Source organism: Streptomyces sp. DI166 (assembly GCF_900091315.1).
GTDB classification, from domain to species: Bacteria; Actinomycetota; Actinomycetes; order Streptomycetales; family Streptomycetaceae; genus Streptomyces; species Streptomyces fuscus.
This window is the reverse complement of the sequence record NZ_FLSP01000152.1, coordinates 1-12,743: the sequence shown is the minus strand read 5'-3', so window position 1 is coordinate 12,743 and position 12,743 is coordinate 1. Positions and strand designations below refer to the sequence as shown.

13 protein-coding genes, 1 tRNA gene and 1 pseudogene are annotated in these 12,743 nt (G+C 72.0%); 9 read left to right on the top strand and 6 right to left on the bottom strand.

The genetic code is table 11. The annotated features are described in order from the left end of the window. Positions 1-38: 38 nt before the first annotated feature. The 3 genes from GA0115233_RS38030 (at position 39) to GA0115233_RS38020 (ending at position 2,938) form a co-directional block, all read left to right on the top strand. The gene (locus GA0115233_RS38030) at positions 39-1,535 is read left to right on the top strand and encodes an APC family permease (RefSeq protein WP_255310493.1); all 1,497 of its coding nucleotides are present in this window, start codon (positions 39-41) and stop codon (positions 1,533-1,535) included. Positions 1,536-1,602: 67 nt separating this feature from the next. Beyond that, positions 1,603-2,328: a molybdopterin-dependent oxidoreductase gene (locus tag GA0115233_RS38025; protein ID WP_093725083.1), complete on the top strand. Its 726-nt coding sequence runs from the start codon at positions 1,603-1,605 to the stop codon at positions 2,326-2,328. After that, a complete protein-coding gene (locus GA0115233_RS38020) occupies positions 2,312-2,938 on the top strand; it encodes a cytochrome b/b6 domain-containing protein (protein WP_093725081.1) in 627 nt (208 codons plus the stop codon). Before GA0115233_RS38025 ends, GA0115233_RS38020 begins: the two co-directional genes overlap by 17 nt. Before the next feature lie 48 nt (positions 2,939-2,986). Here GA0115233_RS38020 and GA0115233_RS38015 read toward each other — a convergent pair whose 3' ends face one another. After that, a complete protein-coding gene (locus tag GA0115233_RS38015) occupies positions 2,987-4,384 on the bottom strand; it encodes a GntT/GntP/DsdX family permease (protein ID WP_093725079.1) in 1,398 nt (465 codons plus the stop codon). A 46-nt stretch (positions 4,385-4,430) separates the two neighbouring features. Then, on the bottom strand, positions 4,431-4,958 hold the full coding sequence (locus GA0115233_RS38010) for a gluconokinase (protein WP_176712089.1): 528 nt from the start codon (positions 4,956-4,958) through the stop codon (positions 4,431-4,433). Between the two features lie 146 nt (positions 4,959-5,104). Between GA0115233_RS38010 and GA0115233_RS38005 the strand changes: the two genes are divergently transcribed. Both GA0115233_RS38005 and GA0115233_RS38000 read left to right on the top strand, forming a co-directional pair. Continuing rightward, entirely contained in the window at positions 5,105-5,812 is a 708-nt protein-coding gene (locus tag GA0115233_RS38005; protein WP_093725075.1) for a FadR/GntR family transcriptional regulator, read from the top strand. 38 nt (positions 5,813-5,850) lie between these two features. Then, entirely contained in the window at positions 5,851-6,591 is a 741-nt protein-coding gene (locus tag GA0115233_RS38000) for a class I SAM-dependent DNA methyltransferase (protein ID WP_093725073.1), read from the top strand. 4 nt (positions 6,592-6,595) lie between these two features. On the opposite strand, the gene GA0115233_RS37995 is transcribed toward GA0115233_RS38000, so the two are convergent. Both GA0115233_RS37995 and GA0115233_RS37990 read right to left on the bottom strand, forming a co-directional pair. Continuing rightward, entirely contained in the window at positions 6,596-6,967 is a 372-nt protein-coding gene (locus GA0115233_RS37995) for a YchJ family protein (protein ID WP_093725071.1), read from the bottom strand. Between the two features lie 95 nt (positions 6,968-7,062). Then, a tRNA-Leu gene (locus tag GA0115233_RS37990) sits at positions 7,063-7,147 on the bottom strand. Positions 7,148-7,335: 188 nt separating this feature from the next. On the opposite strand from GA0115233_RS37990, the gene GA0115233_RS37985 reads away from it, so the two are divergent. The 3 genes from GA0115233_RS37985 to GA0115233_RS42280 all read left to right on the top strand — a co-directional run bounded on the left by GA0115233_RS37985 (position 7,336) and on the right by GA0115233_RS42280 (position 10,022). Next, a complete protein-coding gene (locus GA0115233_RS37985; RefSeq protein ID WP_093725069.1) occupies positions 7,336-8,661 on the top strand; it encodes a M20/M25/M40 family metallo-hydrolase in 1,326 nt (441 codons plus the stop codon). A 167-nt stretch (positions 8,662-8,828) separates the two neighbouring features. Further along, on the top strand, positions 8,829-9,062 hold the full coding sequence (gene chpH / locus GA0115233_RS37980) for a chaplin ChpH (RefSeq protein WP_093725067.1): 234 nt from the start codon (positions 8,829-8,831) through the stop codon (positions 9,060-9,062). A gap of 117 nt (positions 9,063-9,179) precedes the next feature. Next, complete coding sequence (locus tag GA0115233_RS42280; protein WP_093725065.1) at positions 9,180-10,022, top strand: chaplin; 843 nt, start codon at positions 9,180-9,182, stop codon at positions 10,020-10,022. Between the two features lie 64 nt (positions 10,023-10,086). On the opposite strand, the gene GA0115233_RS37970 is transcribed toward GA0115233_RS42280, so the two are convergent. Further along, entirely contained in the window at positions 10,087-10,275 is a 189-nt protein-coding gene (locus GA0115233_RS37970) for a DUF5703 family protein (protein ID WP_030053310.1), read from the bottom strand. Between the two features lie 47 nt (positions 10,276-10,322). Between GA0115233_RS37970 and GA0115233_RS37965 the strand changes: the two genes are divergently transcribed. Further along, the gene (locus tag GA0115233_RS37965) at positions 10,323-11,000 is read left to right on the top strand and encodes a hypothetical protein (protein ID WP_093725063.1); all 678 of its coding nucleotides are present in this window, start codon (positions 10,323-10,325) and stop codon (positions 10,998-11,000) included. Positions 11,001-11,060: 60 nt separating this feature from the next. On the opposite strand, the pseudogene GA0115233_RS37960 reads toward GA0115233_RS37965, so the two are convergent. Beyond that, positions 11,061-12,743 (bottom strand): annotated as a pseudogene (locus GA0115233_RS37960) (helix-hairpin-helix domain-containing protein); the annotation flags it as partial.

Below are 12,743 nucleotides of genomic sequence, written 5' to 3'. Positions count from 1 at the left end.
CGGGCAGTTCCCGGACGACCCGTCCGCCCACCGACGGCATCAGCACCTTCAAGGGCCAGGACCGCGCCCTGCGCGCCGACCGGCTCGGCACCACCGGCCTGCTCCTGTCGGTGCTCGCCGCCACGGCCCCGCTCATGGTCGTCGCGGGTGTCATGCCCACGACCTTCGGGGTGATGGGGGTCGTCGGACAGCCCCTGCTCTTCGTGATCCTCGGCGGAGTCCTCGCCCTGTTCAGCGTCGGCTACGCCGAGATGAGCAGACACGTCCACAACGCCGGCGCCTTCTACGCGTACATCTCCCGCGGCCTCGGCGGCACCGCCGCCTCCGGCGCCGCCCTGCTCGCCCTCGTCGCCTACAACGCCCTCCAGGTCGGCATCTACGGCATCTTCGGCTTCGAGGTCTCCGGCCTGTTCGCCACCTACCTGGAGATCGACCTCGCCTGGTGGATACCGGCCCTGCTGGCCGTGCTGCTCACCGGCGGGCTCGGCTGGCTGAAGATCGACCTCAACGCGCGCGTGCTCGGTGTGCTGCTCCTCATCGAGGTCGTCCTCGTCGTCATCTTCGACGTCGCCGCCCTCGGCGACCCCGGCCCCGAGGGGCTGTCCCTGCACGCCTTCAACCCCGACACCCTCAGCGGCGTCGGCATCGGCACCGCCCTGTGCTTCTGCGTCGCCGCCTTCCTCGGCTTCGAACAGGCGCCCGTCTACGCCGAGGAGACCAGCCGCCCGCACGTCCTGGTGCCCCGCGTGATGTTCCTGGCCATCGGCGGCATCGCCGTCTTCTACACCGTCACCTGCTGGGCGCTCACCGTCGCCACCGGCCCCGACGCCGTCGTCGGCACCGCCCAGGAGCAGAGCGCCGGGATGCTCTTCTTCCTCACCGAGGGCCTGATCGGCGAGACCTTCACCGACGTCCTGCACATCCTCTTCGTGACCGGCATGTTCGCCGCCATGGTCAGCTTCCACAACGTCGTCGCCCGCTACGCCTTCGCCATGGGCCGCGAGGGCCTGCTGCCCTCCGCCTTCGGCCGCACCACCAGCGCCAGCGGCGCCCCCGGCACCGGCTCCCTGCTCCAGACCGGCATCGCGCTGGTGGTGGTCTCCGCCTTCGCGCTCACCGACGACAAGCCCACCGGCGACCCGACGGCGCCGGTGCTGCACCTGTTCACCTGGATGGGCAACGTCGGCGCGCTCGGCGTCACCCTGCTGATGTGCGTCGCCTCGGTGTCGGTCGTGGTGTTCTTCGTCCGCCGGGGCGCCGCGGCCGCCCAGCTCTGGCGGCTCACCTCCGCCGCCCTCGCCGCCGCCGCGCTGGCCTTCATCGTCGTCTACACCGTCAAGGACTTCGACGTCCTGGTCGGCTCCGGACCGGACTCCTCCCTGAACTGGATCCTGCCCGGCATCCTCGCCCTCGCCCTGCTCGCGGGCGTCGTCCAGGGACTCGTCCTGCGCGCCCGCAACCCCGAGGTCCACGCCCGCATCGGCCTCGGCAACGAGGCCTTCCAGCTGGACAAGGCGGCAGCGGCCGAGGATTGATTACGGAACTCTGACGGGCACCCCCGGCCCCTGGCCCGCCCCGGGCCGGGAGTGCTCGAATGGACAGGTGAACTCCGAACAGCCCGAGGAACGCGGCACCCCCGTCGGCCGCCGCGTCTTCCTCGGCACCCTCGGCCTCGGCGCCCTCGGTGTGGCCGCGGCGCCCGTCCTCCAGCGCGGCATGGAGTCCTTCCTGGCCGGTGCCGCCGAGAAGGACCCCACCGGACTGACCGGCCTGCTCCCCAACGGCGGCGGCTTCCGCTACTACTCCGTCGCCTCCTCGGTGCCGCACAAGAACGAGGGGAACTACCGCCTCACCGTCGACGGCCTCGTCGACCGCCCGATGACGTACTCCCTCGACGACCTGCGCGCCCTGCCCCAGACCCGCCTGGTCCGCGACGTCCAGTGCGTCACCGGCTGGCGGGTCCCCGAGACCCCCTTCGAGGGCGTGCGCCTGTCCCGGCTCCTGGACGCCGCGGGAGTGCGCCCCAAGGCCGGGGCGGTGCGCTTCACCTGCTTCGACGGCGTCTACACCGAGAGCCTCACCCTCGACCAGGCCCGCCGCTCCGACGTCCTGGTCGCCCTGCGCATGCAGGACAAGGACCTCGGCCACAGCCACGGCGGCCCGGTCCGTCTCTACGTGGCCCCCATGTACTTCTACAAGTCCGCCAAGTGGCTCTCCGGCATCACCGTCACCGAGGACGTGGAGCCCGGCTACTGGGAGGAGCGCGGCTACGACGTCGACGCCTGGGTCGGCCGCTCGAACGGACGCGACGATGACCCCACGAGCTGACACCCCGGCCCCGCCCGCCACGAACCTGCGCCGCTTCGGCCGCGCCACCAGATGGGTCCACCGCACCACGGCCGCCCTGATGCTCACCTGCGTGGCCACCGCCGCCTGCCTCTACGTCCCCGAACTCGCGGAACTCGTCGGCCGCCGCGAGCTGGTGGTCCGTATCCACGAATGGGCGGGCCTCGCCCTGCCCGTACCGCTCCTGGCCGGCCTCGCCTCCCGCGCCCTCCGTGCCGACCTGGGGCACCTCAACCGCTTCGGCCCGCACGACCGCCGCTGGCTGCGCGCCGTCCTGCGCCGCGACCGGAGCCCCGGCGCCCGGCCCGCCGCCAAGTTCAACGCGGGCCAGAAGATCTACGCGGCCTGGATCGCGGGCGCCACCCTGGTGATGCTCGGCACCGGCCTGCTGATGTGGTTCACCCACCTCACGCCCCTGATGTGGCGCACCAGTGCCACCTTCGTCCACGACTGGCTGGCGCTGACCATCGGAATCGTCCTGGCCGGGCACATCGGCATGGCCCTCGCCGACCCCGAGGCCCGCCGCGGTATGCGCACCGGGTCGGTCAGCCGGGAATGGGCCGAGCGGGAGCACCCGCTCTGGCGCCCCTGACACGCGAACGGGCCCGCCCTCCCCTCGGGAAGGCGGGCCCGACAGGGGCTATATCACCAGGGACAACAGCAGCACCGTGCCACCGGCGACCACCGAGATGATCGTCTCCATCACCGACCAGGTCTTGATCGTCTGGCCGACGTCCAGCCCGAAGTACTCCTTCACCAGCCAGAACCCGGCGTCGTTGACATGGCTGAAGAAGAGCGAACCGGCGCCGATGGCGAGGACCAGCAGGGCCGTCTCGGTGGTGGACATGCCCGCCGCGAGCGGCGCCACCAGACCGGCCGCCGAGACCGTCGCCACCGTCGCCGAACCGGTCGCCAGCCGGATCGCCACCGCGATCAGCCAGGCCAGCAGCAGCGCCGGGATCGACCAGTCCTCGGAGATCTCCAGGATCATCTGACCCACACCGGAATCGATGAGCGTCTGCTTGAAGCCGCCGCCCGCGCCGACGATCAGCAGGATGCCCGCGATCGGCGCGAGACCCTTCTCCACCAGTCCGGAGACCCGCTCCTTGCCGAACCCGGCAGGCCGCAGCAGCGTGAAGATGCCGACCAGGACCGCCGTCAGCAGCGCGATCAGCGGGGAGCCGATGACGTCGAAGACCCGCTGGGTGGTGTTCTCCTTGTCGTCGATGACGATGTCGACGAGCGCCTTGGAGAGCATCAGCACGACCGGCAGCATGATCGTGGTCAGCGTGGCGCCGAAGCTCGGCCGCCGCTCCAGCTCCTCGGAGGCACGCTGCGGGATCATCCGGTCCGGCGCCGGGACGTCCACCCAGCGGGCGGCGTACCGGGAGAACAGCGGACCGGCGATGATCACCGTCGGGATGGCGACCAGGACACCGAGCGCCAGCGTGACACCCAGGTTGGCGCCCACCGCGTCGATCGCGACCAGCGGACCGGGGTGCGGCGGGACGAGACCGTGCATGACCGACAGACCGGCCAGGGCCGGGATGCCGATGCGCATGAGGGAGTAGTTGCCGCGCTTGGCGACCATCAGCACGACCGGGATCAGCAGCACCACGCCGACCTCGAAGAACAGCGGCAGACCGATCACCGAGGCGATCAGCACCATCGCCCACGGCATCGAACGGCCGCCCGCCTTGGCGAGGATGGTGTCGACGACCTCGTCCGCGCCGCCGGAGTCGGCGAGCATCTTGCCGAGGATCGCGCCGAGGGCGATCAGCACGCCCACACTGGCCACGGTGGCGCCGAGCCCGGCCGTGAAGCTGGTGATGGCCTTGTCCAGCGGCGCCCCGGCGAACGCGCCCAGCGCCAGCGACCCGATGGTCAGCGCCAGGAAGGCGTGCAGCTTGTACTTGGTGATGAGCAGGACGATGACGGCGATGCCCGCCAGCACGGCGATGCCCAGTTGGGCGTGACCGGCCGAGGTGATGGGCTCGACGGGGTCCGCTGCCAGCAGCTCGACACTGAGTCTGGTCACGGGAGTTCCTTGCGTTACGGGGGGAGGGGGACCGTGGGGGGTGGGGTCACGCCGTCGGGGACGACGGAGTGTCGAGTGCTTGCAGCGCGGTCACGGCGCGCGCGGTGATCTCCTCGGGGGTGCCCGAGACATCCACCACGACGCCCGCCTCGTCCGCCTGGAGCGGCTGGAGAGTGGCGAACTGCGAGTCCAGCAGGGCCGTCGGCATGAAATGCCCCTGCCGCTGCCGCATCCGGCTCCCGATCAGCTCCCGGTCGCCCGAGAGATGCACGAAGAGCACACCGGGTGCGGCGGCCCTGAGCCGGTCGCGGTACGACCGCTTCAGCGCGGAGCTGCTGACCACCCCGCCCAGCCCGGTCCGCCCCTGGGCCCAGGCGCCGATGGCGTCCAGCCACGGCCACCTGTCCCCGTCGTCGAGCGGCACACCGGCCGACATCTTGTCGATGTTGGCCTGCGGGTGGAAGTCGTCACCTTCGGCGTACGGGACACCCAGCCGGGCGGCGAGCAGCGGACCGATCGTGGTCTTGCCCGTTCCGGCGACGCCCATCACGACGATGACGTGGGAGGTACGCATCACTGCCTCGCTGTCTTCCTCGACCTGCGACGTCGACTGCTGACGTCGGCCGGGACACTGAAACCCATTAGGTCCGATGAATACAAGACCCTGTGACAAATAAGTCTGACTTTTTGTTCCCGTGACGACCGCCGTACGCTGTGTCCATGAGCACAACGGGCCGGGGGCTGCACGGCCATGTACTGGAAACCCTCGGCCCCGCGATCACCGCGGGCGAGTACCCGCCCGGCAGCGTGTTGCGCACCGACGAACTCGCCCAGCAGTTCGACTGTTCACGGTCCGTGATGCGCGAGGCGGTCCGCGTCCTGGAGTCCATGCACCTGGTGGAGTCCCGCCGCCGCGTCGGGGTGACGGTCCGCCCCAAGTCCGAGTGGAACGTCTACGACCCCCAGGTCATCCGCTGGCGGCTGGCCGGCGCCGACCGCCCCCACCAACTGCGCTCCCTGACCGTGCTGCGCTCGGCCGTCGAACCGGTGGCCGCCGGACTCGCCGCACAGCACGCCACCGCCCAGCAGTGCGCCGAACTCACCGAGTGCGCCCTCGGTATGGTCGCCCACTCCCGCGGCCACCAGCTGGAGGGCTACCTCTTCCACGACGTCGCCTTCCACCGGGTGATCCTCAACGCCTCCGGCAACGAGATGTTCGCCCGGCTCGGCGATGTCGTCGCCGAGGTCCTCGCGGGCCGCACCCACCACGAGGTCATGTTCGAGGACCCCGACCCGGCCGCCGTCACCCTGCACGTCCAGGTCGCCGAGGCCGTGCGCGCCCGCGACGCGGCCCGCGCCGAGCACCTGGTCCGCGAGATCACCGTCGGCGCCCTCCAGGAACTGGACATCCTGGCCCCCGGAAAATAGCCGCGCACCCACCCCGCCCCCGGCGGTACGGTCGCCAAGTGCTTGACGACGACGGGTACTTCGGAGAGAAGATCGCGGCCGGCTACGACGACGGCGCGGCGGAGCTGTTCCGCCCCGAGGCGGTGGACCCCGTGGTCGACCTGCTCGCGGACCTCGCCGGAGACGGCGCCGCCCTCGAACTCGGCATCGGCACCGGACGGATCGCCCTGCCCCTGGCCGCCCGCGGCATCCCCGTGCACGGCATCGACATGTCCCGGGCCATGGTGGCCAGACTGCGCGCCAAACCCGGCGGCGACGCGATCGGCGTGACCGTCGGCGACTTCGCCACCACCCGGGTGGAGGGCCGGTTCACCGTCGCCTACCTGGTGTTCAACACCATCAACAACCTCACCACCCAGGACGCCCAGGTCGACTGCTTCCGCAACGCCGCCGGCCACCTCGCCCCCGGCGGCCGCTTCGTCGTCGAGGTCGGCGTCCCCGAGCTGCGCAGACTGCCGCCCGGCCAGAGCGCCGTACCCTTCCGCATCACCCCGACCCAGTGGGCCTTCGACACCTACGACCCCGCCACCCAGGCCATGAGCTCCCACTACGTCACCGTCGTGGACGGACGCGCCGAGCACACCTCGATCCCGTTCCGGTACGTGTGGCCCGCCGAGCTGGACCTGATGGCGCGGATCGCCGGACTGCGCCTGCGCGACCGCTGGGAGGACTGGCACCGGGCGCCCTTCACCGGCGAGAGCACCAAGCATGTCTCGGTCTGGGAGAAACCCGCCCGCTGACGCCTCAGTCCAGGAACTCCCCGTCCACGTACACCCAGGCCCCGTCCACCCGCTCGAACCGGCTCCGCTCGTGCAGCGAACCGCCCCGGTAGGACGCCCGGAACGTCACGGTCCCGGTCGAGTGGAAGGCCGACCCGTCGCTGGTGTCCAGGATCTCCAGACCCGTCCACCGCATCCGCGGATCGAGGTCCAGCTGCCCCGGGCGGGTCCGCGGATGCCAGGTCCGCAGCAGATACCCCGCGTCCAGCCGGACGAAGGCGCTGTACCGCGACCGCATCAGCGACTCGGCACTCGGCGCCGCCGCCCCGGCGTGGTACCGGCCGCAGCACTCCGCGTACACCGCGGGCAGCCCGCACGGACAGGAACGCGTGGTCATGATCACCCTCCGCGGCGCGCCCGGTCCCCGCAGCGCGCATGTCTTCGCCGCAACGCACGAGGGCCGCGACCTCGCGGTCGCGGCCCTCGCTTCTGTGTCCGAGGGGGGACTTGAACCCCCACGCCCGATAAAGGGCACTAGCACCTCAAGCTAGCGCGTCTGCCATTCCGCCACCCGGACAAGGTGTCTGTCGCGCGGGTCCTGCCCGCGGCGACAGAGGAAACATTACCAGGCTTTCGAGGGGGACCCGATCACCCCCCGGCCCCGGCGTGAACGCCGTGTGACGGACCGGGGGCGGTCTTGGGCCCCGGCCGTCCGCGGGAGGAGTATGAGGGGGACCACCAGCAGGTACAGCGGGAGGAACCAGCGTGAGCGGGACGGACACGGCCAAGGGCGTCGCCGGCGAGGACGAGGTCGTGGACCTCTGCCGCGAGCTGATCCAGATCGACACCAGCAACTACGGGGACCACTCCGGTCCCGGCGAGCGCAAGGCCGCCGAGTACGTGGCCGAGAAGCTCGCCGAGGTGGGCCTCGAACCGCGGATCATCGAGTCGCACAAGGGCCGCGCCTCCACGATCGCCCGGATCGAGGGCGAGGACCCCTCCCGGCCCGCGCTGCTCATCCACGGCCACACCGACGTGGTCCCGGCCAACGCGGCCGACTGGACCCACCACCCCTTCTCCGGCGAGATCGCCGACGGCTGCGTGTGGGGCCGCGGCGCCGTCGACATGAAGGACATGGACGCGATGACGCTGGCCGTCGTCCGCGACCGGCTGCGCAGCGGCCGCAAGCCGCCGCGCGACATCGTCCTGGCCTTCCTCGCCGACGAGGAGGCGGGCGGCACCTACGGCGCCAAGTACCTCGTCCGGAAGCACCCCGACCTCTTCGAGGGCGTCACGGAGGCCATCGGCGAGGTCGGCGGCTTCTCCTTCACCGTGAACGAGAAGCTGCGGCTGTACCTGGTGGAGACCGCCGAGAAGGGCATGCACTGGATGCGGCTCACCGTCGACGGCACCGCGGGCCACGGCTCGATGACCAACACCGACAACGCGATCACCGAGCTGTGCGAGGCGGTGGGCCGGCTCGGACGGCACAAGTGGCCGGTCCGGGTCACCAAGACCGTACGGTCCTTCCTCGACGAGCTGTCCGACGCGCTCGGCACCGAACTCGACCCCGAGAACATGGACGAGACCCTCGCCAAGCTCGGCGGCATCGCCAAGATGGTCGGCGCGACGCTGCGCAACTCCGCGGCGCCCACCATGCTCGGCGCCGGGTACAAGGTCAACGTCATCCCCGGTCAGGCCACCGCGCACGTCGACGGCCGCTTCCTGCCCGGCTACGAGGAGGAGTTCCTCGCTGACCTCGACCGCATCCTCGGCCCGCGGGTCAAGCGCGAGGACGTGCACAGCGACAAGGCGCTGGAGACCGACTTCGACGGCCGTCTCGTGGACGCCATGCAGAGCGCGCTGAGCGCCGAGGACCCGATCGCGCGGGCCGTGCCGTACATGCTGTCCGGCGGCACCGACGCCAAGTCCTTCGACGACCTCGGCATCCGCTGCTTCGGCTTCGCGCCGCTGAAGCTGCCGCCGGAGCTGGACTTCGCGGGCATGTTCCACGGCGTGGACGAGCGGGTGCCGGTGGACGGTCTGAAGTTCGGCGTGCGCGTGCTCGACCGTTTCCTCGACGCCTCGTGACCGGGGCCTGAATTCGCCCACTGAAACGACACTCCACTATTCGTCCGCACGTGCGGAAATAACTGGGAAGAGTGAATGCGACCATAAGCTCGTAGCTCCATTACTCCCTCCTCGTTACTGCCTATGCGATCCGCTGATTGGGATCGCATTGCCAACAAGGAGGAATAATGATCAAGAAGGTCGTCGCCGCTGCGGCTGCCACCGGTGGCCTGGTTCTCGCGGGTGCGGGTATGGCCGTCGCCGACTCCGGTGCCCAGGGTGCCGCCGTGCACTCCCCGGGTGTCCTGTCCGGCAACGTGATCCAGGTTCCCGTGCACGTCCCGGTGAACGTGTGCGGCAACACGATCTCCGTGATCGGGCTGCTGAACCCCGCCTTCGGCAACACCTGCGTGAACAAGTGACGCTGCCTTTCTGAGGTTTCGTTTCCAACGCCGTCGGTCCCGGAGCGCACGCCATGCGCTCCGGGACCGACCGGTCTTTTTCGCGTGGGTCTTGAGGGGGAAGGCAGGAATTCAGCAATGCGACAGGTCACCCGCAAGGGCCTGATGACCATGGCCGCCGCGACCGGCGTGATCGCCGCCGCGGGCGGGACCGCCCAGGCCCACTCCGGCGCGAGCGGCTCCGCCTCGCACTCGCCCGGAGTGCTCTCCGGCAACTCGGTCCAGGCACCGGTGCACGCGCCGGTCAACGCCTGCGGCAACACGGTCGACGTCATCGGGCTGCTCAACCCGGCGGTCGGCAACACCTGCGTCAACAGCGGGGGCGCGAAACACGGCGGCTCCGGCAAGCACGGCGGCTCCGGGGGCGCACACGCCGGCGGTCACACCGCGCACTCGCCCGGTGTGGCATCCGGCAACCACATCGAGGTCCCGGTCCACGCACCGGTCAACGTCTGCGGCAACAGCGTCGATGTCGCCGGTATCGGCAACGGCACCACCGGCAACGACTGCGGCAACGGCGGCGGCGCGTACGGCAGGGGGACACCGCACCACCCGGGCGGCCCGGACCGGCCCGGTCACCCGGGCGACCCGGACGGGGGGCCCGGCAACTCCGGGAACCAGCCGGGCGACCCGAACTCCCCGCGCGATCGCGCCAATCCGGACGGCACCGCACGCCCCGGCACCCCGGGCCACCCGTCCCGGCCCGGCGGCGATGTGACCGCCCACGGCGGCCCGAGCACGGACCTGCACATCGGTACCGGCTCGGCCGGCTCCGACTCCGCCACCGAGGCACGGGGCGGCGGCCCCGGCCAGCTCGCCGCCACCGGCAGTGAGCTGCCGCTCGGCATCGCCCTCCCGGTCGGCGCGGGCGCGCTGCTGGCGGGCACGGTGCTCTACCGCAAGGCGCGGGCCTCGGCCTGAGCGGCCCCGCGCACGGAGCGGGCCCCGCCTTCCCCGGCGGGGCCCGCTCCGTCTCCGTCCGCGCTCACCAGGTGGCGCGTACCTGGCGGATGATCCTGCGGCGCAGCCGCACCTTGCGGCTTCCGTCACGCAGCAGGCTGAGGCGGTCCAACTCCCAGTGTCCGTACTCTGCATGGTCGGTCAGCAGGCGTGTGGCGTCCTTGCGGGAAACCCCGCGCGGTACGTACACGTCGACAAATTCGTATTCCGGCATCGCATCTATTGTGCGGGCTGGGGCCCGGTACGGATAGCGTCTGCACTATGTCTGATGCTGCGCAGCCCACCGCTGCCGAGGTACGCGCCGCCGCCGAGGCGGTCAAGGCCGCGCTCGACCGCCATCTCGCGGCGGTCGAACGCCGCTCGGGGGAGGACGACCCGGCCGTCTACGAGGCGTTCAACCAGCTGGCCTCGGCCGCGGAGGCGTACGACGAGCTGCTCTACGACCGCTACGACGAGGTCACGCCCTTCGAGATCCCCGGCACCGACGAGGGCCTGCCGCCCTACCTCGGCCCCGAGGAGCCGAACGCGGTGAGCGTGCTGATCAGGCGCGACTACACCGTGGTGGAGCCGCAGCGGCTGCTGGCGCAGGCGGAGCGGGTGGAAGCCGCGGACGACCCGGACCCGGAGGCCTCCGCCACCGTCCACGGTGCGCTGGGCATCCTGTTCGGCGAGTTCGAACCGGACGAGATCGCCTCCCGGCACAAGGAGTTCGGCCTGGAGGAGGGCGACTCCACACTCTGGGTGACCGCCGCCGACGAACCCGCCGAGCCCGGCGAATGGCTGGAGTCCCCGTTCGACCAGGTGGACCCCCAGCACGTGGTCTGCCGCTTCGACGTGAGCGCGGTCTTCGACGACGAACCGGACGAGGACGACGACCTCGAAGCGACCTTGGAGGACGACGACGAGGACGACCTGGAACCTCTGGACGCGGACCGCTGACCCGAGCCCACGGGCCGGACGACGGGCGGCGGCACCCCGGTCGGGGCCGCCGCCCGCGCGTTACTCGCTCCGTGCCGCCACCTGGGGCGTCAGCAGCTCCGTCAGACGGGTCGTGCGGGGCTTGGCCGGGACCTCGGCCACCGCTCTCGGCAGCGCCCCTTCCACGCCGTGCACGACGGACAGGTGCCGCTCCGCGCGGCTGAACGCCGTGTAGACCCAGGGGCGGCTGAGGGCGGCGGTCGCGTCGCCGGGGAGGACGACCACGGCCGCGGGCCAGCGGGCGCCCGCCGCCTGGTGGGCGGTGAGGGCCCAGCCGTGGCGCACGGTCCGGTCCACCTGGTCCTTCGGCACGACCACCGGCTCGCCCGCGCAGGACAGGTGCAGGCCGTCGGCATCGGCCTTCACCACGTGGCCCGGGATCGTGCGGCCCGGCGCGGGGGAGTAGGCGATCCGGTCGCCGGGGTCGAAGCCGCCGAAGCGGCCGGGGCCGGGGTTGAGGCGCTCCTTGAGCGCGGCGTTGAGGGCGCGGGTGCCCGCCGCGCCGCCGTGGCCCGGAGTGATCACCTGGGTCTCCTCCGGCGGCACACCGATCGCGCGCGGCACCGAGTCGGCGACGAGCTGCACGGTGCGGTGCACGGCCTCCCCGGCGTCCCGCACCGGCACGATCACGATCTCCTTGCCGGGCGCCTCGACCTGGTTCAGCTCACCGATCCCGATGCCCGAGACCAGCTCGCCGAGCGGGCCGGGGTCCGGCTGCCGGGAGGCGATCTGCGGGCAGATCCGGGCCGCCAGCAGATCCGCGAACACCCGTCCGGGCCCCGCCGACCACAGCACCCCCGGGTCACCGGACAGCACCAGCCGCGCCCCGTCCGGCAGCGACTCCGCGAGCAGCGCCGCCGCCTCCACGTCCAGCTGGGGCGCGTCGAGTACGACGAGCAGGTCGAGATCGAGTGCGCCGTCCCCGTCCCGCCCGGGACCCTCGGCCCCGGTCAGCAGCCCGGCGACGGTGGCGACCCGGGGCGAGTCCGCGCCCAGCAGCTTCGCGAACGAACCCCGGCCCAGCGGAGTGTGCGCCGCCGCCCACGCCCGCAGCCCCAGCCCCTGCGCCGCGCGCAGCAGCGCCGCCGGTTCGGCGAGCGAGGCCGCGCCACCGGTGTGGAGCACCAGCGCGTGCCCGGCGACCGCGCGGATCAGCTCGCCCGCGGAACCCCCGGCCGCCGCGGCGGCCTCCTCCCAGGACTGCGCCGAACCGTCCTGCTTGGGAACGGAGTTGACCAGCCGCCCCAGTCCGTCGGCGAGGCTCTCCTCGGCGAGCGCGTACCGCTCAAGTCCGACGAGAACCCGAACCGGCCGTTCTTCCTCTGCCTCCTCGTCGGCCTCCCCGTCCGACTCCGAGGTCTCGTCCAGCCCGTCCTGGAAGGCCAGCGCCTCGCCCTCCGCGAGCGCGCTCTGCACGGCCGCTTCGGCATCGGGCACCCCCTGCCGGCCCAGCGCCGCGGTGAGCGTCGGCAGTTCCAGGGCCGTGTGCCCGGCCACGGCCGCCTGCTCCAGCAGCCACACGGTCAGCGCCCGGCCGCGCCGCTCGTCGTCCGGGCCGCACTCGGCGCCCAGCAGCGCCCGCGCGAACCCGTCCGCCTGCTCCGGCCGTACCCCGCCGACCCGCAGCAACTGCCAGGGATCGGCCCGCAACTGCTCGGCCGCCCCTCCCCGAGCACCGCGGCGACCTGCGCCGCGAGCCCGGCC

What these genes read in the sequence shown, in the direction of transcription:
- GA0115233_RS38020 (WP_093725081.1), top strand. Translation starts at nt 2,312, where the DNA reads ATGACCCCACGAGCTGACACCCCGGCCCCGCCCGCCACGAACCTGCGC.
- GA0115233_RS38010 (WP_176712089.1), bottom strand. Translation starts at nt 4,958, where the DNA reads ATGCGTACCTCCCACGTCATCGTCGTGATGGGCGTCGCCGGAACGGGC.
- GA0115233_RS38005 (WP_093725075.1), top strand. Translation starts at nt 5,105, where the DNA reads ATGAGCACAACGGGCCGGGGGCTGCACGGCCATGTACTGGAAACCCTC.
- GA0115233_RS37995 (WP_093725071.1), bottom strand. Translation starts at nt 6,967, where the DNA reads ATGACCACGCGTTCCTGTCCGTGCGGGCTGCCCGCGGTGTACGCGGAG.
- chpH (WP_093725067.1), top strand. Translation starts at nt 8,829, where the DNA reads ATGATCAAGAAGGTCGTCGCCGCTGCGGCTGCCACCGGTGGCCTGGTT.
- GA0115233_RS42280 (WP_093725065.1), top strand. Translation starts at nt 9,180, where the DNA reads ATGCGACAGGTCACCCGCAAGGGCCTGATGACCATGGCCGCCGCGACC.
- GA0115233_RS37970 (WP_030053310.1), bottom strand. Translation starts at nt 10,275, where the DNA reads ATGCCGGAATACGAATTTGTCGACGTGTACGTACCGCGCGGGGTTTCC.
- GA0115233_RS37965 (WP_093725063.1), top strand. Translation starts at nt 10,323, where the DNA reads ATGTCTGATGCTGCGCAGCCCACCGCTGCCGAGGTACGCGCCGCCGCC.